The organism is Agrococcus sp. ARC_14 (assembly GCF_022436485.1).
Lineage (GTDB): Bacteria > Actinomycetota > Actinomycetes > Actinomycetales > Microbacteriaceae > Agrococcus.
Genome location: NZ_JAKUDO010000001.1, coordinates 366383 through 390769, shown reverse-complemented (window position 1 = coordinate 390769; position 24387 = coordinate 366383). Strand labels below are relative to the sequence as shown.

Annotated in this window: 22 protein-coding genes; 9 read left to right on the top strand and 13 right to left on the bottom strand. The window is 72.7% G+C overall.

Annotated elements, in window-relative coordinates:
* Positions 1–53 precede the first annotated feature (53 nt).
* Together MKD51_RS01940 and nucS are read left to right on the top strand one after the other, a co-directional pair.
* Positions 54–1232, top strand: coding sequence for an MFS transporter (locus MKD51_RS01940; protein ID WP_240237519.1), 1179 nt, complete (start codon positions 54–56; stop codon positions 1230–1232).
* Entirely contained in the window at positions 1229–1924 is a 696-nt protein-coding gene (gene nucS / locus MKD51_RS01935) for an endonuclease NucS (RefSeq protein WP_240237517.1), read from the top strand. Before MKD51_RS01940 ends, nucS begins: the two co-directional genes overlap by 4 nt.
* A gap of 139 nt (positions 1925–2063) precedes the next feature.
* Here the strand turns inward: nucS and MKD51_RS01930 are convergent, their stop codons facing one another.
* The 12 genes from MKD51_RS01930 to MKD51_RS01875 all read right to left on the bottom strand — a co-directional run bounded on the left by MKD51_RS01930 (position 2064) and on the right by MKD51_RS01875 (position 14385).
* Positions 2064–2843, bottom strand: coding sequence for a hypothetical protein (locus MKD51_RS01930; RefSeq protein ID WP_240237515.1), 780 nt, complete (start codon positions 2841–2843; stop codon positions 2064–2066).
* Positions 2844–2909: 66 nt separating this feature from the next.
* Positions 2910–3200 carry a cupin gene (locus MKD51_RS01925; protein WP_240237513.1) on the bottom strand — a complete coding sequence of 97 codons (291 nt, stop codon included), beginning with the start codon at positions 3198–3200 and terminating at the stop codon, positions 2910–2912.
* Between the two features lie 46 nt (positions 3201–3246).
* Positions 3247–4551: a glutamate-1-semialdehyde 2,1-aminomutase gene (gene hemL, locus MKD51_RS01920; protein WP_240237511.1), complete on the bottom strand. Its 1305-nt coding sequence runs from the start codon at positions 4549–4551 to the stop codon at positions 3247–3249.
* Entirely contained in the window at positions 4548–5576 is a 1029-nt protein-coding gene (gene hemB / locus MKD51_RS01915) for a porphobilinogen synthase (RefSeq protein WP_240237509.1), read from the bottom strand. Before hemB ends, hemL begins: the two co-directional genes overlap by 4 nt.
* Positions 5577–5665: 89 nt before the next feature.
* Positions 5666–7048, bottom strand: coding sequence for a tripartite tricarboxylate transporter permease (locus MKD51_RS01910; RefSeq protein ID WP_240237507.1), 1383 nt, complete (start codon positions 7046–7048; stop codon positions 5666–5668).
* Entirely contained in the window at positions 7048–7473 is a 426-nt protein-coding gene (locus tag MKD51_RS01905) for a hypothetical protein (protein WP_240237505.1), read from the bottom strand. The genes MKD51_RS01910 and MKD51_RS01905 overlap by 1 nt, the downstream gene beginning before the upstream one ends.
* Positions 7470–8426: a hydroxymethylglutaryl-CoA lyase gene (locus tag MKD51_RS01900; RefSeq protein ID WP_240237503.1), complete on the bottom strand. Its 957-nt coding sequence runs from the start codon at positions 8424–8426 to the stop codon at positions 7470–7472. Before MKD51_RS01900 ends, MKD51_RS01905 begins: the two co-directional genes overlap by 4 nt.
* Entirely contained in the window at positions 8423–9712 is a 1290-nt protein-coding gene (locus MKD51_RS01895) for a hydroxymethylglutaryl-CoA reductase, degradative (RefSeq protein ID WP_346986681.1), read from the bottom strand. The genes MKD51_RS01900 and MKD51_RS01895 overlap by 4 nt, the downstream gene beginning before the upstream one ends.
* Before the next feature lie 63 nt (positions 9713–9775).
* Entirely contained in the window at positions 9776–11641 is a 1866-nt protein-coding gene (locus MKD51_RS01890) for a GAF domain-containing protein (RefSeq protein ID WP_240237500.1), read from the bottom strand.
* The gene (locus MKD51_RS01885) at positions 11556–12149 is read right to left on the bottom strand and encodes a hypothetical protein (RefSeq protein ID WP_240237498.1); all 594 of its coding nucleotides are present in this window, start codon (positions 12147–12149) and stop codon (positions 11556–11558) included. Before MKD51_RS01885 ends, MKD51_RS01890 begins: the two co-directional genes overlap by 86 nt.
* Positions 12150–12194: 45 nt before the next feature.
* Entirely contained in the window at positions 12195–13910 is a 1716-nt protein-coding gene (locus tag MKD51_RS01880; RefSeq protein ID WP_240237496.1) for an ATP-binding cassette domain-containing protein, read from the bottom strand.
* A 274-nt stretch (positions 13911–14184) separates the two neighbouring features.
* Complete coding sequence (locus MKD51_RS01875; RefSeq protein ID WP_240237494.1) at positions 14185–14385, bottom strand: hypothetical protein; 201 nt, start codon at positions 14383–14385, stop codon at positions 14185–14187.
* A 14-nt stretch (positions 14386–14399) separates the two neighbouring features.
* Between MKD51_RS01875 and kdpA the strand changes: the two genes are divergently transcribed.
* From kdpA to MKD51_RS01850, 5 genes are read left to right on the top strand one after another with little or no spacing between them, the layout of a single operon-like run.
* A complete protein-coding gene (kdpA, locus tag MKD51_RS01870; protein ID WP_240237492.1) occupies positions 14400–16079 on the top strand; it encodes a potassium-transporting ATPase subunit KdpA in 1680 nt (559 codons plus the stop codon).
* A complete protein-coding gene (gene kdpB / locus MKD51_RS01865) occupies positions 16076–18229 on the top strand; it encodes a potassium-transporting ATPase subunit KdpB (RefSeq protein ID WP_346986680.1) in 2154 nt (717 codons plus the stop codon). Before kdpA ends, kdpB begins: the two co-directional genes overlap by 4 nt.
* Positions 18230–18239: 10 nt before the next feature.
* Positions 18240–18842, top strand: a complete 603-nt coding sequence (kdpC, locus tag MKD51_RS01860; protein ID WP_240237490.1) for a potassium-transporting ATPase subunit KdpC — start codon at positions 18240–18242, stop codon at positions 18840–18842.
* Between the two features lie 3 nt (positions 18843–18845).
* Positions 18846–21350, top strand: a complete 2505-nt coding sequence (locus tag MKD51_RS01855; protein WP_240237488.1) for an ATP-binding protein — start codon at positions 18846–18848, stop codon at positions 21348–21350.
* The gene (locus tag MKD51_RS01850) at positions 21347–22024 is read left to right on the top strand and encodes a response regulator transcription factor (protein ID WP_240237480.1); all 678 of its coding nucleotides are present in this window, start codon (positions 21347–21349) and stop codon (positions 22022–22024) included. The genes MKD51_RS01855 and MKD51_RS01850 overlap by 4 nt, the downstream gene beginning before the upstream one ends.
* On the opposite strand, the gene MKD51_RS01845 is transcribed toward MKD51_RS01850, so the two are convergent.
* Positions 22000–22629 carry an XRE family transcriptional regulator gene (locus MKD51_RS01845; protein ID WP_240237478.1) on the bottom strand — a complete coding sequence of 210 codons (630 nt, stop codon included), beginning with the start codon at positions 22627–22629 and terminating at the stop codon, positions 22000–22002. The two genes, MKD51_RS01850 and MKD51_RS01845, sit on opposite strands and share 25 nt — an antisense overlap.
* A gap of 74 nt (positions 22630–22703) precedes the next feature.
* Here MKD51_RS01845 and MKD51_RS01840 point away from each other — a divergent pair, with 74 nt between their 5' ends.
* A complete protein-coding gene (locus tag MKD51_RS01840) occupies positions 22704–23699 on the top strand; it encodes an NAD(P)/FAD-dependent oxidoreductase (protein ID WP_240237476.1) in 996 nt (331 codons plus the stop codon).
* A complete protein-coding gene (locus MKD51_RS01835; protein ID WP_240237474.1) occupies positions 23696–24340 on the top strand; it encodes a class I SAM-dependent methyltransferase in 645 nt (214 codons plus the stop codon). Before MKD51_RS01840 ends, MKD51_RS01835 begins: the two co-directional genes overlap by 4 nt.
* The last annotated feature ends 47 nt before the right edge of the window (positions 24341–24387 follow it).

Here is a 24387-nt window from a genome sequence, read left to right as displayed (position 1 = left end):
GCGTGGCGCGGCGCGGCGCAGCGCGGCGCGGGCTGAGGCGGCAGAATGGGTCGGTGCCCACGGTGACCTCTTGGCGAAACGCTGTCTTCGCGACCTTCTTCGCGATGGGATTCGGCTTCGCGAGCTGGCTGGCGCGCGTGCCACACGTGCGCGACCAGCTGGATGTGTCGACCGGCGAGATGGGCCTCATCCTGCTGGGCATCTCGATCGGCTCGGTGACCGGCCTGCTGCTGGCGAGCCACATCATCCACGCCCTCGGCACCCGACTGGTGGTCTCGCTCGGCATGGTGGTGGTCGGCCTCGGCCTCGCCCTGGCTGGCTGGGCCGCGGATGCCAGCGCGATCTGGCTGCTGATCGGCGGCTTCATCATCGGCGGCAGCTGCACCGGCATCACCGACGTCGCCATGAACATCACCGGCGCCGCCAACGAGCGCGCGCTCGGCAAGCCGATCATGCCGATCTTCCACGCCTTCTTCTCGTTCGGCACCGTCGCGGGCGCCGGCCTCGGCGGCCTCTGCGAGCTTCTCGGCATCGGCCTCGGCTGGCAGGCGACCGGCATCGCGATCCTGGTGGCCGGGCTCGCGCTCGTCGTCCATCGCTCCCTCCCCGCCGATGTGCAGGCGGAGGACGAGGAGCCGGTGACCCTCCAGGAGCGACTCGCCGTCTGGAAGGATCCGCGGACGATCATGCTCGGCCTGCTCGTGCTGGGCATGACGCTCACCGAGGGCAGCGCCAACGACTGGCTGGCGCTCACCATGGTCGACGGCCACGGCTTCTCGAACGAGGGCGGCGCCTTCACGCTCGCGCTCTTCCTCACCGCCATGACCGGCGGTCGCCTGCTGGGCGTCAAGCTGCTCCAGCGCTTCGGGCGCGTGCCGGTGCTGCGCTTCACCGCCGCGACCGCCGCCGTCGGCCTGCTGCTCGTGATCTTCGCCGAGGCACCGGCACTCGTCATCACCGGCGTGCTGCTGTGGGGCTTCGGCGCGAGCCTCGGCTTCCCGGTCGGCATGAGCGCCGCCGCCGACGAGCCGCGCCTCGCCGCCGCGCGCGTCGGCACCGTCTCGGCGATCGGCTACCTCGCGTTCCTGGCCGGCCCGCCGCTGCTCGGACTGCTGGGCGAGGAGGTCGGCATGCGCATGGCGCTGCTGGCGGTGCTCGCCTTCGTGGTGCTGTCGCTGCTCACCACCCACGTCGCACGCGAGCGCACCGCGACGCCCAAGGAGGCCCCATGAGGATCGTCGTTGCCCACTGCTCGGTCGACTACGCGGGGCGGCTCTCCGCGCACCTGCCGCTCGCGCCGCGCGTGCTGATGCTCAAGGCAGACGGCTCGATCCTCGTGCACTCCGACGGCGGCTCCTACAAGCCGCTCAACTGGATGAGCCCGCCAGCGACCCTCACCGCATCCGAGCCCGATCAGGACCAGGCGGATGCGGGCATCACCGAGATCTGGACCGTCACCCACAAGAAGACCGGCGACTCGCTCATCGTGTCGGTGCACGAGGTGCTCTCGGACACCTCGCACGAGCTGGGCGTCGACCCGGGCCTCGTGAAGGACGGCGTCGAGGCACACCTGCAGGTGCTGCTGGCCGAGCAGATCGACCGGCTGGGCGACGGCTTCGAGCTGTGGCGGCGGGAGTACATGACGCCGATCGGGCCGGTCGACATCCTGGCGCGGGACGAGGCGGGCGCGACGGTGGCGGTGGAGATCAAGCGGCGCGGCGAGATCGACGGCGTCGAGCAGCTCACCCGCTACCTCGAGCTGCTGAACCGCGACCCGCGCATCGCTCCGGTGACGGGTGTGTTCGCGGCGCAGGAGATCAAGCCGCAGGCGCGCACCCTCGCCGAGGATCGGGGCATCCGCTGCGTCGTGCTCGACTACGACGAGATGCGCGGGATCGACTCGGGGCGGGCGCGGTTGTTCTGAGGCGGCGCAGTCCAGTCCGTGGATCGAGGAGCGCGCGTGCGAAGCACGCACGCGTCACGAGATCGCAGGAGGGGCTGTCGCCCGGTCTCGTGACGGCAGCGGGCTGCGCCCGCCGCCTCCTCGACCTACGGAGTGCGGGTCACTCGCCGCGCGGTGGCGGCCAGCCCTCCTCCTCGGCGTCGGTGAACTCGCTCGTGTCGAGCGAATGCGCGTCGATGGCCTCGCCGGGCACGCCCTGTGAGGCAGGGTCGGCCGCGAAGGCATCGATGCGGTCGCGCCATCCGCCGTCGCCCTGCGGCAGCGGATCCTCGCGCGAGGCATAGGGGTCGACGCGATCGGGCGCCGACGCTGACGCGCCCGGCAGCGGATCCTCGCGCGACGCATAGGGCTCGACACGCTCCGGAGAGGGCGCCGAGCGCTCGGGCACCGGATCCTCGCGCGACGCGTACGGCTCCACGTGCTCCCGCGAGGGGGCCGAGGGCTCCGGCAGCTGATCCTCCCGCGAGGCGTACGGCTCCACGTGATCGCGCCAATCGCCACCCGAGGCGATGCCGCCGAAGTCCTCCTCGACGAACGGCGACGCATCCGCCCCGTCCGTGCCCTGACCGCTGAGCGGCTGTGCCTCATCCGTCATCGTGACCACCCCTTCCGAAGGCAGCGGGTTGCTGAAGGACACGGCGAACGGATGCTCCGTGGTCGCTGGCACGTCCGGCCGCTCGAGCGCCACGCCCTGGGCGTCGGCGCGCGTGCCGCACGCCGGGCACTGCAGCGCGGCGACGCGACCGAGCGTGTCGACGTCGATCACGCATCCGCCGATCACCACATCGCCGGCATCGGCGACGTCAGCGATCGTGCCGTAGCCCCAGACGATCTCGCGCATGGGGGTGCCGCACGTCGGGCATGCCACCTCGTTCGCCATGCCGCCACGGTATTCCGCTTCCGGGTCGGCGAACAGGGGCGGGATGCGGGCAGCGCCCGCGCGCCGCTACGGCGCCGTGCTGGCCTTCGCCTCGACCTCGGTGAACACGACCCGCACGTCGCCGCGATTCTCCATGCGGTGCGTGGCGCCCGCGCGGCGCGTGTAGCCCTCGCCCGGCACGATCGGCACCTCGAGCTCGCTGCCGTCAGGGAGCACCGCCCACATCGTGGAGGCCTCGATGCCGATGACGGCGTAGTCGTGCTCGTGCGTGTGCAGCTCGATGGCGTCGCCGGGCTCGATCGTCCACTCGATGATGCGGAACCGGTCGTCGTCTGCGAGCAGCTTCGGAGTTGCCATGGCCCCACCTTGGCATCGACGCGGCGCGCGGGCCAGCGCGAGCCGACTACGGCGCGGTCGCCGCAGCAGCTGCCCTCGCCGCCGCCGGCAGCGCGTCGACGATGCGCGCGAGCGGCTCGTCGCCGTGCGCCGCCGTGACGAACCACGCCTCGAACACGCTCGGCGGCAGGCTCACGCCCGCATCGAGCATGGCGTGGAAGAAGGGCGGATAGCGGAAGGCCTCCTGCGCGCGCACCTCGTCGAAATCCTGCGGTGCCCCATCGCGGAACGCCACCGAGAAGAGGCTGCCGACCCGGGTGATCGCGTGTGCGACGCCCTCGGCGCTGAGCGCATCCGTCAGCGCATCCGTGATGACGTCGGCCGCGGCATCGAGCCGGCGGTAGACGCCGTCGGTGGTGAGGCGCAGCGTGGCGAGGCCCGCGGCCACGGCGACCGGATTCCCCGACAGCGTGCCAGCCTGGTAGACGGGGCCGGTGGGCGCGAGCTGCTCCATGAGGTCGGCGCGGCCGCCGAGCGCGGCGAGCGGCATGCCGCCGCCGATCACCTTGCCGAAGGTCATGAGGTCGGGAGCCTCGGCGCCCGTCCACTCCTCGAGCCCCCACATGCCGCTGCGGTGCACGCGGAAGCCGGTGAGCACCTCGTCGCTGATGAGCAGCGCGCCGTGGGCGTGCGCCGTGCGGGCGAGGAAGCCGTTGAAGTCGCCGTCGGGCTCGACGACGCCCATGTTGGCGGCGGCGGCCTCGACGATGATGGCGGCGATCTCGTCGCCGTGCTCGGCGAAGACCGCCTCGACGGCGTCGCGGTCGTTGTAGGGCACGACGAGGGTCGTCGCGGCGACGGCCGCTGGGATGCCGGCGGAGCCGGGCAGCGCGAGCGTGGCCAGGCCCGAGCCCGCAGCGACGAGCAGGCCGTCGGAGTGCCCGTGATAGTGCCCGTCGAACTTCACGAGCAGGTCGCGCCCGGTGGCGCCGCGCGCGAGCCGGATCGCCGTCATCGTGGCCTCGGTGCCGGTGGAGACGAGCCGCAGGCGCTCGACCGGGCCGACGCGGCGCTCCACCTCCTCGGCGAGCAGCGCCTCCCCCGGCGTCGACGCGCCGAACGACAGGCCGCGGCCGGCGGCGTCCTGCACCGCCTCCACCACCTCCGGGTGGGCGTGGCCGAGGATGGCCGGGCCCCAGCTCGCGACCAGATCCACGAGCTCGCGACCCTCGGCATCCGTCACATATGCACCCTTGGCGCGGATCAGGAAGCTCGGCGTGCCGCCCACCGAGCCGAAGGCGCGCACCGGGCTCGAGACGCCGCCGGGGATGGCGAGCTTGGCCCGCTCGAAGAGCTCTGCGTTGGTGCTCATGCGCTGACGCTCCCTGCCTGGCCGATGCCTCCGGGCCCCTGGCCCATGCCCCTGGCCTGCAGCCACTCGGCCTGCTCGATCGCCCAGTAGGTGAGCACGGCGTCGGCGCCCGCGCGCACGATGCTCGTGATGCTCTCGGTGATGAGGCGGTCGCGGTCGATCCAGCCGTTGGCGGCCGCGGCCTCGACCATCGCGTACTCGCCGCTCACCTGGTAGGCCCAGACGGGCACGTCGGATGCGGTGGCGACGTCTGCGAGCACGTCGAGATAGAGGCTGGCCGGCTTCACCATCACGATGTCGGCGCCCTCGGCGATGTCGAGCAGCGCCTCGCGCAGGCCCTCGCGACGGTTGCCGGGATCCTGCTGGTAGGTCTTGCGGTCGCCCGTGAGGCTCGAGTCGACGGCCTCGCGGAACGGCCCGTAGAGCGCGGTGGCGTACTTCGCGCTGTAGGCGAGGATGGCCGCCTGCTGGTGGCCGGCGTCGTCGAGCGCGGCGCGCACGTGCGCGACCTGGCCGTCCATCATGCCGCTGAGGCCCAGGATCTGGCTGCCGGCCTCCGCCTGCGCGATCGCCATGTCGGCGTAGCGGATGAGCGTGGCGTCGTTGTCGACGGAGCCGTCGGCCGCGAGCACGCCGCAGTGGCCGTGGTCGGTGAACTCGTCGAGGCACAGGTCGGTCTGCACCACGGTCGCGTCGCCGAAGCGCTCGGCGAGGAAGGCGGTGGCGCGGTTGAGGATGCCGTCGGGGTCGGTGGCGCCGGAGCCCACCGCATCCTTCTGCGTCGGCACGCCGAAGAGCATCACGCCGCCGATGCCGGCGGCGATCGCCCGCTCGACCTCGTGCGCGGCGCTGTCGAGCGTGTGCTGCACCTGGCCAGGCATCGACGAGATCGGCCGCGGCTCGGTGATCCCCTCCGCCACGAACATCGGCAGCACGAGCTGCGCGGGGTGGATGCGGGTCTCGGCCACGAGGCGGCGCATGGGAGCGCTCTGCCGCAGCCGGCGGGGGCGGATGGTGGGTGACATCACCGTTCAGGGTACTCGCCGACTCGGGAGGAGGGACGGCCAAGGGGCCGGTCTGCAGCGCGCTGCGGGCCGGCCCCTGCGGGTCGTGATCAGGCGAAGAGCGCCATGATCGCCGGCACCGTGAGCGCCGCGACGTAGAACCCCATGAACTGGACACCCGTGTGCATGTTGAACATGCGGTTGAGCATGCCGCCGACGAGCCCCACCGTGAGCGCCACCAGCAGCGCGACGATGCCGCCCTCGTAGAGGCAGATCACGACGATCAGCGCGGCGAAGGCGCCGATGATCGCCTCGTGCGAGACCTTGCGCATGACCCACTTGGCTGCTCGGTGCGCCTGCGTCATCGCGAAGGGATAGCTGATGAGCACCGCGATGACGACGGCGACCAGGCCGAACACTAGGAACTGCCACGGCTCGAGCAGGTCGTGCAGGTTGTTCGACGTGCCCGCCTCGGCATCGATCGTGTAGACGGGCGGCGCATTGAACAGCGGGTTCGCCACGCTCGCCGCCATCGGTGAGAGCGGCAGCCCGATCGCGATGAGCGGGATGAGCGTCTCGGCGATGTAGGTCGACTCGGTCGTGCCGTTGCGGATCGCCATGCGCGACGTCAGTCGGTGGTAGCCGTTCTTGAAGCGCGCACCGAAGAGCTCACCCATGAGCACCGTCATCGCGACGGGCGAGAACACGAACGTGGCGCTCGAGATGCTCGCCGCGGTCGCGGTGTAGCCGAGCTGCTTGCGGTCGAGCACCGTGAGCGGGTTGGGCATGCGGCCCTTCCACGTGCGGGTGTCGCGGGCGAGCTCGAAGGTGCGCTGCTCGGCGCGCCCGATGAGCTTACGGCCGGCGGGGCTGGAGGCGAGGAACAGGTCGGCGATGAGCGGCCCGGTCGCGATGCCGAGGAAGAACGCGATCGTGAGGCCCTTGTCGAGCACGCCGGTGGCGAACGTCTGCAGGCCCACCACGAGCAGCACGAAGGGCACGAGCGCGAACAGCGCCGCCCAGCGACCCTTCGAGAGCACCGCGACGAGCGCGGCGGCGGCGAGGAACAGCCACGGTGCGACGGCGCTGATGGCATCGGCGAACGGCGTGAGCACGAGCGCGAAGAGCACCGCGAGCGGCACGGCGATGAGCGCCGCGATGACGCCGCCGGAGATCGCCTTGCGGAGCGCGATGTGGGGCACGCCCAGCTCGCGCAGCATCTGCGCGTCCTGCAGCAGCGGCGCGGCCATCGTGTCGCCTGGGATCCCCAGCAGCGTCGTGGGAATCGCGTGGGTGATGTGCTTCGAGGCGATCGCGGCCATGAAGAACGCGAACACGCCTGCCGGCGGCACGCCCAGCAGGATGACGAGGAGCGTGATCGGTGCGATCGTCGCCGTCTCGTCGGTGCCGGAGACAAGGCCGAGCAGGCCGAATGCGATGGCGCCGATGAGCGCCATCCCCACCGCCCAGAGCGCTGCGTCGAGGAACTCCATCAGCGCGTCACCTCCTTCGCGGCGTTCTTGGCATGCTGGCGGGCGAGGTCCTCGTAGATGCCGAGCTCCTTGACCTCGCGCAGCACGGCAGCGGGCAGCTCGTCGGGGTCGCCGAGCGGGCCGAACTCCTGCTCGATCGAGTCCATCGCCACGTCGCGCGAGCCGGGCTCGTCATCGGCTTCGACGAGGATGCGCTTCGGCGGGAAGAGGCGCGCGCTCACGACACCCGTGAGCACGCAGGCGGCGAGGCCCACGAGCAGGGCATACGACTTCGACAGCGTCTGGTCGATGCCCTCGGCCTGGCCGAACAGCCAGGCCGCCAGCAGGTACGCCGGCGTGCCGAGGCCGACGCCGATGAGGATGGAGTACAGCAGGTGACGACCGTCGACCGTGTCGCCCCACACCTCCAGATACGTGCGCTTCATCGCGCTCCCTTTCCGCCCGCGATCGCCTTGGCGACCCGGGATGTCGTGGCTCGGCCGAGCGCAGCGCTCAGCCAGCTGCCGGTGTCGGCGATCGCCGACAGGTCCATGCCGTGCTCGATGTCGAGCCCGTCGAGCATCCAGAGGAGATCCTCGGTGGCGAGATTGCCGGTCGCGGACTTCGCGAACGGGCAGCCCCCGGTGCCGGCGACTGCGCTGTCGAAGATGCTGACACCCGCCTCGAGGCCCGCGTAGACGTTCGCGAGCGCCTGGCCGTAGGTGTCATGCATGTGCAGCGCCAGCAGGTCGACGGCGATGCCACGATCCCGATGGGCGCCGACGACGTCGCTGACGGCACCGGGAGTCGCGACGCCGATGGTGTCTCCGAGCGAGACCTCCGCGACGCCCCATTCGAGCATCCGCTCGGAGAGCTCGACGCTCGCGCCGAGCTCCACCGGCCCCTCCCACGGGTCGCCCCAGACCATCGAGACGTAGCCGCGCACCCGGATGCCCTGCGCCAGTGCGGCGCGCACGACGGCCTCGGCAGCCGTCTCTGCCGCGGCCTTCGGCGCGCCGAGGTTCGCCTCCGAGAAGCGCTCGGTCGCGCTCAGGAACACCGCGACCTCTCGCGCGCCGGCTGCGACGGCGTCGTCCAGCCCGCGAAGGTTCGGCGTCAGCACCGGCAGTCGCACATCGAGGTCGGAGAGCGCGACGAGCACCTCGGCGGAGCCGGCCATCTGCGGCACCCGATCGGCGCGGACGAAGCTGCCCGCCTCGATCACGCCGGCGCCCGCTGCGGCGAGCCTGCGGATCAGGTCGACCCGATCGTCGACGCCCAGGGCCACCGCCTCTGCCTGGAGCCCGTCGCGTGGGCCGACCTCCCAGATCGTCACGCGCTCGGGCAGACCATGCCGCTGGCGCCGCATCGGCAGGCCGAGGCCGAGGGCGTCGGTCACGACTGCTCCCGCAGTCGGGCGAGCTCGCGCTCCGCGATGTCTGCGCGCACCGCGCGCAGCTCCACCAGCTGCGCGGCGAGCGCGTCGATCTCCGTGCCCTCCGCGCCCGCCGCGACGGCGACGTTGCGCGCGTGCAGGGCCATGTGACCCTGCTGGATCCCCTCGGCGGCGAGCGCACGGACGGCAGCGACGTTCTGCGACAGGCCCACTGCGCAGATCAGCTCGGCGAGCTCCTGCGCGGTCTGCACCTCTGTCACGGCCACGGCGGCCCGCGCCGCCGGGTGCGTCTTCGTCGCGCCGCCGACCAGGCCGACGGCGAGCGGCAGCTCGAGCGTCGCGACCAGGTCGCCCTCCTCGCTGCGCTCGAACCGAGACAGCGATCCGTAGTGGCCGTCCTGGACCGCATGCGAGTGGGCCCCGGCCTCCACCGCGCGCGTGTCGTTGCCGGTCGCGAGCACGACGGCGCTGATGCCGTTCATGATGCCCTTGTTGTGCGTCGCTGCGCGATACGGGTCGTCCTCAGCGAGCCGGGCGGCCAGGATCATGTTCTCGACGATCTCGGGACCGCCGAGCAGCGCTGCCGGGATGACGACCCGGGCACGGCTGAGCCGCAGGTCGGCCTTGTTGGTGAGGATGCGCAGCAGCGGGCGTCCGCCTGCCAGCTCGGCCACGCGGCCGGAGATGGCCTCCGCCATGGTGTTGACGGCGTTCGCGCCCATCGCATCGCGCACGTCGACGAGCAGGTGCGCCACGAGGTGGCGACGTCCCTCACGCTCGATGATCCTGACGATGAGGTCGCGCACGCCGCCGCCGAACTCGACGAGCTTCGGATCCTGGTCGTTCGCGAGCGCCATCAGCTCGTCGCGATGCTCCAGGATGCGCAGGCGGGCGCCGTGCGGGTCGGCGAGGTCGACGACGTGGATCTGCGCCTGCATGACCGGCGCTGTGCTCGAGGTCGTGAAGCCGCCGCGGTCGCGAGCCATCCGCGCGATGTTGCTGGCGGCAGCGACGACCGAAGGCTCCTCCGTCGCCATCGGGACGAGCACCTCGCGACCGTTGACGATGAAGTTCGTCGCGATCCCGACGGGGATGCCGATCTGCCCCACCACATGCTCGATCATCCGGTCGGCACGCTCGGCGTCGAGCCCTCCGTCGATCAGCGGGGCGAGCACGTCGTCCGCACCGATCGCGTCGGTCACGAGCGCGCGGCGCTCCTCGATCGTGTGGTTGCGCAGCCCGCTCAGCCTGCTCGTCCGTGCCATCTTCGCCACCCTTCGCCGTCGCACCCTCGTCGACAGCAACAGTCAAGCGCGGCGCTCAGCAGGCAAGCATGACCGAACCGGTCACATTCAGGCCGGCGATCTGGTCTGCTCCAGACCCTGCAGTGCCACGTGGAGCCGCACCGCGACCTCGATGCGGAACCGCGCCTCCGCCTCATCCCAGTGACTGCCGAGGATGGCCCGGAGCCGCGCGATCCGCTGCTTGATCGTGGAGACGTGCAGCTGCAGGCGACGAGCCGCCGCGGCGGGCGAGCCGTGCACCTCGAGCAGCACCGCGAGCGTTCCGGTCAGGTCGGCGCCGCGCCTCGCATCCCATGCGAGCACGGTGCCGATCGCCGCATCGATGAAGGCTCGGGCCCGCGCCCCGTCGTCGTCGAAGAGCGCCGCGTAGGCGCTGAACCGGACGGCCGTGGTGGCCGCGTCGACGATCCCCAGGCCGCGCAGCAGCTGCGAGGCCTGCACGGCGGAGCGCATCCCGGCAGCGGCCTCGCGCAGGCTCGGCACCGGCTCCGCCACCACGATCGCCTCGATGCCCTCGAGCAGCGCGGCGACCGTCGCCACGGCACGCTCCGCGTCTCCATCGTGCACGAGCACTGCGCAGCCGTCGGGCACGAGGGAGACGAGCGCCCCGCGAAGCTGGCGCAGCCTGGCTGCGGCACGAGAGCGATCGCTCTCGGCCAGCTTCACGGCGACCGCGCTCCACGGGAGATCCACCGCGATGCCGCGCTGCCGAGCGCGACGGACGGCGGCCTCGGTGTCGGCGCTGTCGAGGAGGTCGAGCACGAGCTCGCCGCGGACGCGCTCCTCGGCGTCGGCCATCGCGTTGCGCTGCATCGTCACGAGCGCGAGGATCTGCGCGGAGCGCTCGAGGGTGCGGCGCTGGAGCTGGCTCATGGGTGTCGACCCACCGACCATCAGGGCGCCGATGCGACGCCCTGCGCCCAGCACGGCGACGGCTGCCCGGACAGGGCCGGAGTCGATCACCTCGGAGCGGCCGGTCGCCGCGCTGCGCGTGATCGCGATCGCCAGCTCGCCGCGCGTCATCCCGCTCTCGAGCCTCGGCGAGCCCCATGCCGGTGCTCCCTGCAGGCCCTCGGCCCAGACCGGGCGCTCGAGCGCCGTCGCGAGCGCCGACAGCACGTCCTCAGGACCCCGCCCCCGCACGATCAGATCCGTGAGCTCACCGTGCAGCCGCGATGCGGAGAGCGTCTCGGTGGCCAGTCGTTCGGCGCGCTCCCTGGCGGCCAATGCGTCCTCCCGGCTGGCCGTCAGCGCATCGAGCACGCCTGCGATGCGGAGCACGATCGCGGCGTGATCCGCGAAGGCGGTGAGCAGCGAGGCATCCCCGTCGTCGAACCGGCGAGCCGCACGGTTGGCCGCGAAGAGCACGCCGAGCACCTCGCCGCCCGACAGCATCGGCGCACCGAGGATCGCGTGGATGCCCTCCGCTCGCACGATCTCGTCGATCTTCGGGTCTCGGGGCAGCGCACCGAGCTCGCCGTAGTCGGCGACCGACTGCGCGAGGCGGGTGTGGACGACCTGGCTCGCCACGCCGACCCCCGCAGGCACCCGCATGCCCAGGAAGCGCCCCGAGCGCGAACCGCGCACGGCGCGGACGAACAGCTCGTCGATCGCCGGGTCGTAGACCGACAGGTAGGTCACATCGGCATCGGCCAGGTCGTGCACCCGGTCGACGATGCGCTGCAGCATCGCGGTCGCGTCCTGCACCTCGAGCAGATCCCGGGTCGTGCTGGAGATCGCCGCGAGCTGCGCCTCGCTGCGGGCCGCGCGCTGGATGCGGCGCACAAGCTCGCCGACCAGCGGCGCGGCGGCGTCGTCGCCGGGGACCTCATCGCTCGCGAGCTCCAGCTCGGCCGGCGCTCCGGTCGCGATCCGCTCGATCGCACGCAGGAGTCGCTCGTGCTCGTCGCTCACGCAACCTCCTCGTGCCGTCGCCACAGCTCCGCTCAGCGTAGCGACGCAGGGCGGCTCCGCCGATCGCGACGACCTCGACGGCCACGCCGGCCGTGCGGTAGCGCACCGGCATCCCGGGATGCTCGATCGCGAACCAGAAGGTGCTCGAGCCCGCTGCCCCGGCCACGTCGTAGCGCAGGCAGTCGCGCTCACCGAAGGCGAGGCGGATGCGCTCCTGGGCGACCGACGTGGCCGCGCGCGGGAAGGCGGCGTGGGCCTGCAGCTCGCGCCAGGTCGCGCGGCTGCGCCGCACCTCCCCTGTCGGCGTGCCCGACGCATCCGTCGTCACATTGGTGAGGTGCACGCCCTCGGCGTCGCCCTGCTCGAAGCCCGAGCGCTGGAAGCTGGTCTCGCCAACGCGCTCGGTGCGCACCAGCAGCCAGTGGCCGTCGGGGCAGGCGGCAGCGATCTCTCCGGCGGTGAACGGGGTGGGGGCGAGCTCGTCGCCGAGCACGTGCGGATCGCTCATGCCGTCAGCATGCCAGCAGAGCGCCGCGCCGTCACCGGCGCATCCTCACCCCGGCACCGCCGCATCCGTCACCGGCCGATCCTCGATCTGCCCGCCCGCGATCCGCCAGCTGCGCGTGATGCCGAGCCGCTCGAGGAACGCCGCGTCGTGGCTCACCACGATGAGCGCCCCCTCGAAGGCCGCGAGCGCCTCGACCAGCCGGTCGGTCGAGTCGATGTCGAGCGAGTTCGTCGGCTCGTCGAGCAGCAGCAGCTGTGGCGCAGGGTCGGCCAGCAGCAGCCGCGCGAGCGCCAGCCGGAAGCGCTCGCCGCCCGAGAGCTCCTCCACTCGCTGCTCCGCCCGCCTGCCGCGGAAGAGGAAGCGCGCGAGCTGCGCCCGCACCTCCTGCGGCGGGCGATCCGGCGCCGTCTCGCGCACCGCCTCGATCAGGGTCGCTCGCTCATCGTCGAAGCGAATGCGCTGCGGCAGCATCGCGGTCTCGCGGATGCGGCGGGTCACGTGCGCGACCGGGTCCGGTCGGGCGCTCGCGGCCTCGCGCTCACCGGCTGCCGGCGCATGCGGGCCGAAGCCCGCGATCGCGTCGAGCAGCGTGGTCTTGCCTGCGCCGTTCGGGCCCGTCAGGGCGATGCGCTCGGGACCGCCGACGAGGATGGGCTCGCCGTCGGTCGCGCGCAGCTCGAGCACGTCGCGGGCCATCGGCACGCGAGTGTCGGGCAACGCGATGCGGATCGCGCGGTCGGCCCGCAACCGATCCTCGGCAGCCTCGAGCGCGGCCTCGGCGGAGTGCAGCCGATCGTCGTGCAGCGCGCGGTGCTTGGCGGCGGAGACCTGCGCGGTCCGGGCCTTCAGCTTCATGACCGCTCGTGGCTCGCGCTTCTCGGCGTAGGCCTTGTCGGCGATGCGCGCTCGACCCACGAGCTGCAGCTCTGCCGCGGAGCGATCCTGCTTCTCGCGCCGCAGCTGCTGCTCTGCGTCGCGCACATCCTGCGCCGCCGCCTGCTGCTCGGCCGCGATGGCCTCGCGGTAGACCGAGTAGGGGCCGTCGAAGGTGCGCAGCCCCGCACCGCCCGCACCGAGGCGGTTCGGCCCGTGCAGCTCGGCGATGCGGTCGACGCGCTCGAGCAGCTCGACGTCGTGGCTCACCACCACGAGCGAGCCGCGCCAGCCCTCGACCGCCTGGTACAGCCGTGCGCGGGCTTCGGAGTCGAGGTTGTTCGTGGGCTCGTCGAGCAGCGCGATGTCGGCGCGCTGCAGCCGGATGGCCGCCAGCCCGACGAGCACGGCCTCACCGCCCGAGAGGGTGGCGATGGGGCGCCGCAGCAGCTCGGCGCCGCCGCTGCTGCCCTTCGAGGGCATGCCGAGCGCGGCGAGCTCGCTCAGCGCCTCCGCCTCGATGCCCCACCGGTCGCCGACCTCGTCGAAGCGCTCGGGCGCGACGTCGCCCGACGCGATCGCCGCGATCGCGTCGAGCACGCCTGCGATGCCCAGCGCATCCGCCACCGTGCCCGGCCCGAGCGCGAGCTGCTGCGGCAGCGTCGCGACGGTGCCCTGCACGACGAGGGAGCCGGCGGAGGGAGTGAGCGCTCCGGCGATGAGGCGCAGCAGGGTGGACTTGCCGGCACCGTTGCGGCCGACGAGGCCCGTGCGGCCGTGGCCGATGGAGCCGGAGACGCCCTCGAGCGCGCCAGCGCCTCCGAAGACAGCGGTGCCGTCGGGCCAAGAGAAATGGACGCGCGTCAGCGCGATTGCAGGAGATGACAAGAGAGATCCTCCGAGAGCGTTGGATGCGCTGACGGATCGATCGACGGTGCGGAGGCCGTCGGGTCAGCGCGTGATCGCGGTCCCGGTGCTCTCGGTCATCTCGGCTCTTCTCCTGCGACGGGCGCGGGCGCTGACACCACCCGCGATTGCCTGAGCGACGGTACACGAGACGCCGCCGTGAGGGAAGCGTGAGCCGCGCGCCCGCCGCCGTGAGGATCCCGTGAGGAAGGCCCAACCGGGGTGCCGACGGGTGTCTGATCGAGACCGGCCCACGTCAGGGCCGGGCGGCGGATGCGTCGCCCCACGAACCGGAGGAACCCATGCTCGACCTTGTCGTCGTCGCCGGCACCATCGCGATCTTCGCGCTCATCGGCCTGCTCGTGCGCGGGGTCGACTCGCTGTGATCGTCTTCGAGATCATCGCCGTCGCCCTCGCGGTCGCCGCCCTCGGCCTGCTCGTCCGCACGCTCGTGCACCCGGAGCTGTGAGCATGCCCGCGGAGCTTCTGCCCGGCCTCGCCCAGACGGCGGCGCTCGTCGCCGTGCTCGCCCTGCTGTGGCGACCGGTGGGCGACTGGATGGCGCGCGTGTTCACCTCCACGCATGACCTCGCGATCGAGCGTGGCGCCTATCGCCTGCTGGGCGTCGACCCCGCTCGCGAGCAGTCGTGGCAGTCCTACGCCAAGTCGGTGCTCGCCATCTCGCTCGTCGGCGTGCTGCTGCTCTACGGCCTGCAGCGGCTGCAGGCGCTGCTGCCGCTCTCGCTCGGCCAGCCCGCCGTGCCGGAGCTGCTCGCGGCCAACACCGCCGCATCCTTCGTCTCCAACACCAACTGGCAGTCGTACTCGCCAGAGCTCACGATGGGCCACCTCGTGCAGCTCGGCGGCCTGACCGTGCAGAACTTCGTCTCCGCGGCGGTCGGCATCGCCGTCGCCATCGCCCTCGTGCGCGGCCTCTCCCGCCGCCGCGCAGAGACGATCGGCTCGTTCTGGGTCGACCTCGTGCGCGCCAGCGTGCGCATCCTGCTTCCGCTCGCCGGCATCGCCGCGCTCGTGCTCGTGCTCGGCGGCGTCGTGCAGGCGCTCTCCCCCTACGGCGCCGCCACCGGCATCGCCGGGCAGCAGCTCACCGTGCCGCTGGGCCCGGTCGCCTCGCAGGAGGCCATCAAGCTCGCGGGCACGAACGGCGGCGGCTTCTTCAACGCCAACTCCGCGCATCCGTTCGAGAACCCCGCTGCCTGGACGAGCCTGGTGCAGACGGTGCTCATGCTGCTCATCCCTGTGGCGCTGACCCGCACCTTCGGCACGATGGTCGGCGATCGCCGGCAGGGGCTCGCGATCCTGGGCGCGATGACGGCCATCTTCCTCGCATCCCTCACGATCCTCTCGATCGTCGAGAGCGCCGGCCTCGGCACCGCCCCCGGGCTCGCGGGAGGTGCCATGGAGGGCAAGGAGGTGCGCTTCGGCGTGCTCGGCACGACCCTGTTCGGCACTGTCTCGACCGCCACCTCCACCGGCGCGGTCAACGGCATGCACGACTCGTTCACCGCCTTCGGCGGGCTGCTGCCGATGCTCAACATGATGCTCGGCGAGGTCGCACCCGGCGGAGTGGGCTCGGGGCTGTACGGGATGCTCGTGCTCGCGATCATCGCCGTGTTCCTCTCCGGCCTGCTCGTCGGGCGCAGCCCCGAGTACCTGGGCAAGCGCATCGGCCCGCGCGAGATGAAGCTCGCGAGCCTCATGATCCTGGTGACGCCGACGCTCGTGCTCGCGGGCACCGCGCTCAGCTTCGCGATCCCGGCGGTGCGCGCATCCGTGGAGGGCGAGTCGCTCTGGAACCCGGGACTCCACGGGCTCAGCGAGGTGCTCTACGCCTTCACCTCCGCGGCCAACAACAACGGCTCGGCCTTCGCGGGCCTCACCGCCTCGACCCCGTGGTTCACGGTGGCGCTCGGCATCGCCATGCTGCTGGGCCGCCTCGTGCCCATCGTGCTCGTGCTCGCCCTTGCCGGCAGCTTCGCCCGCCAGGGCGCGGCGCCCGCCACGGTCGGCACGCTGCCGACGCACCGGCCGCTCTTCGTCGGCCTGCTCGTGGGCGTGACGGTCATCGTCACCGCCCTCACCTACTTCCCCATCCTCACCCTCGGACCCATCGCGGAGGGCCTCCTGTGACCACCACCACGCCCACGACCACCCCGGCGACCAACCCGCCGAAGCCCGCCGCGCATCCCGCCGAGGACAAGCGCCGCAGCGCCCTCACGCCCGCCCAGCTCTGGCAGGCGCTGCCCGGCGCCGTGCGCAAGCTGCACCCGCGGCACATGCTCGCCAGCCCGGTGATGCTCATCGTGGAGGCGGGTGCGGCGCTCACGACCGCGATCGCCATCGCGCAGCCGTTCCTGCCGGCGGGCGGAGGCTCGTCGCTGGCCTTCACCTGGGCGATCGCCGTCTGGCTCTGGCTCACGGTGCTCTTCGCGAACCTCGCGGAGGCGGTCGCAGAGGGCCGCGGCAAGGCGCAGGCGGATTCGCTGCGCCAGACCCGCACCTCGACTCCCGCCCGCACGCTCGCCTCGTGGAGCCCGGCGGATGCGGGAGCCGAGCACGCGCAGACGAGCGAGATCTCCTCGAGCGAGCTGCTGCCCGGCGACCACGTGGTCGTGGCGGCTGGCGAGGCGATCCCCGGCGATGGCGAGATCGTCTGGGGCATCGCCACGGTCGACGAGTCGGCGATCACGGGCGAATCCGCCCCGGTCGTGCGGGAGTCCGGCGGCGACCGCAGCGCCGTCACCGGCGGCACGCGCGTGCTGAGCGACCGCATCGTGGTGCGCATCACGTCGAAGGCGGGCGAGAGCTTCGTCGACCGGATGATCGCGCTGGTGGAGGGCGCCGACCGGCAGAAGACGCCCAACGAGATCGCCCTCGAGATCTTGCTCGCGAGCCTCTCGATCGTCTTCGTGGTCGTGGCGCTCACCATCAACCCGATCGCCGGCTTCGTGGCGGAGCCCGTGAGCGTCGCGGTGCTCATCGCGCTGCTCGTGTGCCTCATCCCCACCACCATCGGCGCGCTGCTCTCTGCCATCGGCATCGCCGGCATGGATCGGCTCGTGCAGCGCAACGTGCTCGCGATGTCGGGCCGCGCGGTCGAGGCCGCCGGCGACGTCACGACGCTGCTGCTCGACAAGACCGGCACGATCACGCACGGCAACCTTCGCGCGGTGGCGTTCCTGCCGGCCGAGGGGGTGACGGATGCGCAGCTCGCCGTCGCGGCCGCGACCGGCTCGCTCGCCGACCCCACCCCGGAGGGCGCCTCGATCGTCGAGCTCGCCCGCCAGCAGGGTCACGAGATCGGCACCGTCGCGGGCGAGTCGATCGAGTTCACGGCACAGACGCGCATGTCGGGCGTCGACCTGCCGGGGCCCGACGGGCCGCGCGAGATCCGCAAGGGCGCGGCGAGCGCCGTGCTCGCGTGGATGGGGGCGGATGCCTCCACCGGCCCGGGTGCGCGCGCCCTCGCCGAGCAGGTCGAGACGATCGCCCGCTCGGGCGGCACACCGCTCGTTGTCGCGGAGCGGGTCGGCGGCGTCGCGCGCGCGCTCGGCGTCGTGCACCTCAAGGACATCGTCAAGGACGGCCTGCGGGAGCGGTTCGCAGAGCTGCGCGCCATGGGCATCCGCACCGTCATGATCACCGGCGACAATCGACTGACGGCCGCCGCGATCGCTGAGGAGGCCGGCGTCGACGACGTGCTCGCCGAGGCGACGCCGGAGGACAAGCTCGCCCTCATCCGCAAGGAGCAGGAGGGCGGGCGCCTCGTGGCGATGACCGGCGACGGCACGAACGACGCACCGGCGCTCGCACAGGCGGATGTCGGGGTCGCCATGAACTCCGGCACCTCGGCCGCGAAGGAGGCCGGCAACATGGTCGACCTCGACTCCGACCCGACGAAGCTCATCGACATCGTGCGGATCGGCAAGCAGCTGCTCGTCACCCGCGGGGCGCTGACGACCTTCTCGATCGCCAACGACATCGCGAAGTACTTCGCGATCGTGCCCGCGATGTTCGCCGCATCGCTCCCGCAGCTCGCACCGCTCAACGTGATGCAGCTGAGCTCACCGGAGTCGGCCATCCTCTCAGCCGTCATCTTCAACGCGCTCGTCATCGTCGCACTCGTGCCCCTCGCCCTGCGTGGCGTGCGCACCCGCGCCGAGAGCGCATCCCGCATGCTCTCGCGCAACCTGCTCATCTATGGGCTCGGCGGCGTGATCGCACCCTTGATCGGCATCAAGCTCATCGACCTCGTCGTGAGCCTGCTGCCCGGATTCTGAGGAGACTTCCGTGCGCACCGCACTCCAGACCCACCTGACCGCCCTCCGCGCCCTGGCTGTCGCCACGATCGTGCTCGGCATCGCCTACACATTCGCGGTCACCGGTGTCGCGCAGCTGCTGCTGCCGGCACAGGCGAGCGGCTCGCTCGTCGAGCGCGATGGCGAGGTCGTCGGCTCCGCGCTCATCGGCCAGTCGTGGCTCGACGCCGAGGGTGAGCCGCTGCCCGAGTGGTTCCAGGGCCGCCCCTCCGCAGCCGGTGACGGCTACGACGGCGGTGCCTCCAGCGGCTCCAACCTCGGGCCTGAGCACCCTGACCTGATCGCCGCGATCGCCGAGCGCAGGGCCGCGATCGCGGCGTTCGAGGGCGTCGAGGAGGCGACGATCCCCGCCGACGCCCTGACCGCATCCGGATCGGGCCTCGACCCCCACATCTCGCCCGAGTACGCCCTGCTGCAGGCGCCGCGCGTGGCCGAGGCGCGCGAGCTGCCGACCGCCGAGGTGGTCGAGCTCGTGGAGCGTAGGATCGCCCCGCGCGACCTCGGCATCCTCGGCCAACCGCGCGTGAACGTGCTCGAGCTCAACCTGGCGCTCGACGAGCTCGCTGGGAGGTGACCCGTGGCCCGCGGTGCATTGCGCGTGCTGCTCGGCGCCGCTCCCGGCGTCGGCAAGACGTTCGCGATGCTCGAAGAGGGCCACCAGCTGCTGGCCGCGGGGCGCGATGTCGCCGTGGGCGTCGTCGAGGCCCACGGTCGGGCGGCGACCGCTGCACTGCTCGACGGCCTCGAGCTGGTGCCGACGCGCACGGCGCTGCACCGCGGCGTCGAGCTGCAGGAGCTGGATCTGGGAGCGGTGCTGCGGCGGGCGCCAAAGGTCGCGCTGGTCGACGAGCTGGCGCACACGAACGCGCCGGGCGGCGAGCACGAGAAGCGGTGGCAGGATGTCGCGGCGCTGCTGGATGCGGGCATCGACGTGATCTCGACCGTCAACGTGCAGCACCTCGAGTCGCTCGGCGACGTCGTCGAGCAGATCACCGGCGTGCGGCAGCGGGAGACCGTGCCAGATGCCGTGCTGCGGGACGCCGACCGCGTCGAGCTGGTCGACCTGCAGCCGCAGGCGCTGCGCGCGAGGCTCGAGGCGGGCGAGGTCTACCCCGCCGCCCGCGTCGACGCCGCCCTGTCGAACTACTTCCGGCTCGGCAACCTGACGGCGCTGCGCGAGCTCGCGCTGCTGTGGCTGGCCGACGAGGTCGATCAGGCGCTGCAGCGCTACCGCGAGCAGCAGGGCATCGATGCGACCTGGGAGACCCGTGAGCGCGTCGTCGTCGCGCTCACGGGCGGCACCGAGGGTGAGACGCTGCTGAAGCGCGGCGCCCGCATCGCGGCGCGCTCGTCCGGCGGCGACCTGCTCGCGGTGCACGTGCAGCGGCAGGACGGCCTGGTCGACCGCGACCCCGCCGCGCTCGCCGCGCAGCGCGCGCTCGTCGAGCGGTTGGGCGGCTCGTTCCACACCGTGGTCGGCGACGACGTGCCCAAGGCGCTCGTGCAGTTCGCGCGCGCCAGCCACGCCACGCAGCTGGTGATCGGGGCGAGTCGCCGCGGCTGGCTGCAGACGGCCCTCACGGGGCCTGGCATCGGGCAGGCGGTCGTGCGCGAATCGGGCGACATCGACGTGCACATGGTGGCGCATGCCGCGGCCGGGCAGGGGCGCAGGCTGCCGTCGCTCGCCGACGCGCCGCTGTCGAAGCGACGGCAGCTCGCGGGCTGGGCGCTCGCCATGCTCGGTGTGCCGCTGCTGACGTGGCTGCTCGACGCCGCAGCCGAGCAGGCATCGGTGACCGCCGACGCGCTGCTGCTGCAGCTGTGGGTCGTGGTCGTGGCGCTCGTCGGCGGCATCTGGGCTGCCACCTTCGCGGCGCTGCTGGCCGGCGTGCTGTTCCTGCTCGTGCTGGTGGAGCCGCGCTTCACGTTCGCCGTCGCAGAGCCGTGGCATATCGCGGCCGTCGTGGTGCTGCTCGCGAGCGCGCTGCTGGTCAGCTGGGTGGTCGATCGCGCTGCCCGCACCACGCGGGCCGCGGGCCGCTCGGCGGCGGAGTCGGAGCTGCTCGCCGCGATCTCGAGCGGCGTGCTCGGCGGCCAGGGGTCGATCCAGGTCGCGCTGACGCGCACGCGCGAGGCGCTCGGGCTCACCGGTGTGCGGCTGCTGCAGGGCGAGCGCGTCGTCGCGATCGACGGCGAGCCGGCCGACGGCGCGGGCGAGAGTGCGCGTGCGCCCACCGCGGTCCCGGTCGGCGACGACGCCACGCTCGAGCTGCACGGGCGGATGCTCGACGCGGGCGAGCGGCGGATCCTCGACGTGGTGGTCCACCAGCTCGCAGCCTCGCTGCGCCACCGATCGGTCGCCGCAGTGGCCTCCGAGCTCGAGCCGCTCGCCGAGCAGGATCGCGTGCGCTCCGCGCTGCTGCGCGCCGTCGGCCACGACCTCCGTCGACCGCTCGCAGCGGCCGCGACCTCGGTCGGAGCGCTCCGCTCCGCGAGCATCCCGCTCGACGACGCCGCCCGCGCCGAGCTGCTCGAGACCGCCGACGAGAGCCTCGAGACGCTCGCCCGGCTCGTCACCGACCTGCTCGACGTCAGCAGGGTCGAAGCGGGCGCGCTCGCCGTCGCCGCACGGCCGATCGAGCTCGACGACGTCATCGTGCCGGCGCTCGAGGAGGTCGGCGCCTCCCCCGCGGCCGTCGCGCTCGAGCTGGGCGAGGTGCCGCGGGCCTCCGCCGACCCGGTGCTGCTGCAGCGCGTGCTGGTCAACCTGCTCGGCAACGCGCTGCGGCACAGCCCGGCGAGCACGCCGGTGACGATCGTCACGAGCGCCTTCGGCGACGCCGTGGAGGTGCGCATCGCCGACCGCGGCCCCGGGATCGCGCCCGCCGAGCGCGATCGCGCCTTCGTGCCCTTCCAGCGGCTCGGCGACACCGACAACGACGCGGGCCTCGGCCTCGGCCTCGCCCTCTCTCGCGGCTTCACCGACGCCATGGGCGGCTCGCTCGAGGCGGAGACGACGCCGGGCGGCGGCCTCACGATGGTGGTACGGCTGCGCCGGGCTCCCGACGAGGAGTCCACATGAGGATCCTGGTCGCCGACGACGACCCGCAGATCGTGCGGGCGCTGCGACTCACCCTGCAGAGCGTCGGCTACGAGATCGTGACGGCCGCCGACGGCCCGGAGGCGATCCGCCTGGCCGCCTCGACCCATCCGGACATCGTCATGCTCGATCTCGGCATGCCGGCGCTCGACGGCGTCGACGTGATCCGCGCCGTGCGGGGGTGGAGCGACGTGCCGATCTTGGTGGTCTCCGGCCGCACCGGCTCGGCCGACAAGGTCGAGGCGCTCGACGCCGGCGCCGACGACTACGTCACGAAGCCCTTCGCGATCGACGAGCTGCTCGCCCGGCTGCGCGCGCTCGGCAGGCGGCGCGGCGGCATCGAGTCGGTGGCCGTGCTGCGCATCGGCGAGTGCGAGATCGACCTCGCCGCCAAGGCCGTGCTGCGGGGCGGCGAGCGCGTGCGGCTGACGCCCACCGAGTGGCGCATCCTCGAGCAGCTGGCCCGCGCCGAGGGCAGGCTCGTCACCCGCGCAGAGCTGCTCACCGAGCTGTGGGGCACTGCCGAGGTGCGCGACACGGGCTATCTGCGCATCTACATCGCGCAGCTGCGCAAGAAGCTCGAGCCCGACCCTGCCAGCCCGACGCACATCCTCACCGAGGCGGGCATGGGCTATCGGCTGGTCGCTGACGCCTGAGCGGCACCGGCTGGCGCGTCGGTCGCCTCTGCGCTCGCGCTCGCGCTCGACTCGCCCGCGACGTGCGTGTGCATGCGGGCCCCGTCGTCGTTGAAGATGCTGATCACCTGGGCAGGCTTCCCGCCGGCAGCGCTCATCGCATGCGGCGTGCTCGTGTCGAACTCGGCGGCCTCGCCGCGCGCGAGCACGAGATCCTGCTGCCCGAGCCGCAGCCGCAGCCGGCCCGAGAGCACGTAGAGCCACTCGTAGCCGTCGTGCACCCGCAGCGCTGGCAGTTCCGGCACGGGCGGGTAGGTGATCTTGTAGGTGTGCACGGGCGATCCCTCCGGCGCCAGCGGCGCGATGACCAGCCCGTCGCGACTGATCACCGGCCGCCGCACGCGCGGGTCGGGTGCATCGACGCTGACGAGGTCGTCGATGCGGATGCCGAGCTGGCGGGTCAGCGGCAGCAGCAGCTCGAGGCTCGCCTGCCGCTTGCCCGACTCCAGCCGCGAGAGCGTGCTCGGCGACATCCCGGCTCGTGCGGCCAGCTCGTCGAGCGTCCACCCCTTCGAGTGCCGCACCGCTCGCAGCCGCGGCCCCATCTGCTCCAGTTGCTCGCGCATCCGATCCCCATCCCGCACTTGCCGATATCGCAAGCGCGCTTGCAATTCTGTCACATCCCGCGTGCAATGGAGCCATGACTGCTTCTTCTTCCTCCTCCCCCGACTGGGATGCGATCGTCGCCGGCGGCAGCGCAGCGGGCCTGTCCGCGGCGCTCATGCTCGGCAGATCGCGTCGCCGCGTGCTCGTGATCGACGCCGGCGCACCGCGCAATCGCTTCGCCCAGCACATGCACGGCGTGCTCGGCAACGAGGGCACCTCGCCCACCGAGCTCGTGCGGCGCGGGCGTGCAGAGGTCGCCGCCTACGGGGTCGAGCTGCGCGACGGCACGGTCGAGCACGTGGCGTCGACGGATGCGGGGCTCACCGTCACCCTGGCGGGTGGCGCGACCGAGCGGTCACGAGCGCTCATCGTGGCGACCGGCATCACCGATGCGCTCCCCGACATCCCCGGCCTCGCCGAGCACTGGGGCACCGGCGTGCTGCACTGCCCCTACTGCCACGGCTGGGAGGTGCGCGATCGCCGCATCGGCGTGCTCGCGACGACACCGATGGCCGCGCATCAGGCGCAGCTCGTGCGACAGCTGAGCGACCGCGTCGTGCTGTTCTCCGGCGTGATCGGCGACCCCGAGCCGGCCGTCGAGCAGCGGCTGCGCTCGCGCGGCATCGAGATCGTCGCTGACCCCGTGCTCGAGGTCATCGGCGACGGCACCACGATCAGCGGCGTGCGCACGGCTGACGGGCACGTGACCGAGATCGACGCGATCTTCACCGCAGGGGCGCTGCGACCGCACGACGGGTTCCTCGAGGGGCTCGACCTGCCGCGCACCGAGCAGCCCTTCGGGTTCGGCTCGTTCATCACGGTCGACCCGACCGGCCGCACGGGCCACGACCGCATCTGGGCGATCGGCAACGTCGTCAGCCCGATGGCGAACGTGCCCATGGCGATGGCGGCCGGCGCGATGACGGGAGCCGTGGTGAACGGCGCGCTCGTCGAGGAGGACTTCGACCTCGCGGCGGCGCCCACGGAAGCACTGCCAGGCGCCTCGGGCGCGCGGGGGGCCGCCGCATGAGCGGCTCGGCTGCCGACTTCTGGGAGGCGCGCTACGCCGACTCCGACCGCATCTGGTCGGGGCGCGTCAACGGCGTGCTCGCCGAGGTCGCGGGCTCGCTCGCGCCGGGCCGCGCGCTCGACCTCGGCTGCGGCGAGGGCGGTGACGCGCTCTGGCTCGCGCAGCAGGGCTGGGCGGTCACCGGCGTCGATCTCTCGCCGACCGCGATCGAACGGGCGCGTGCAGCGGCGGCCGCCGCGGGCATCCGACCCGATCTCGTCCGGTTCGAGGCGGCCGACCCGGCTGCGTGGAGCTCGTCGGAGGCGCACGACCTGGTGACCGCGTCGTTCCTGCAGTCTCCTGTGGAGCTCCCGAGGGAGGAGATCCTGCGACGTGCGACCGGCTTCGTCGCGCCCGGCGGGCGGCTGCTGGTCGTCGCGCACGCGGGGCCGCCGTCGTGGGCCGGCCCTGAGGGGATGCACGCAGCGATGGCGCACGCGCACACGTTCCCCGCACCGGAACGCGACCTCGCGGCGCTCGGGCTCGACCCCGCTGTGTGGGAGACGCTCGTGTGCGAGACGCGCGAACGGGCCGCGAGCGCACCGGACGGCTCGCCCGGGACGCTCGCCGACTCGATCGTGCTGGTGCGACGCCTGCGGTGAGCCGCCGCGTCGGGCGGCTCACCGGGGCTGCTCGGCGTCGGTGACGT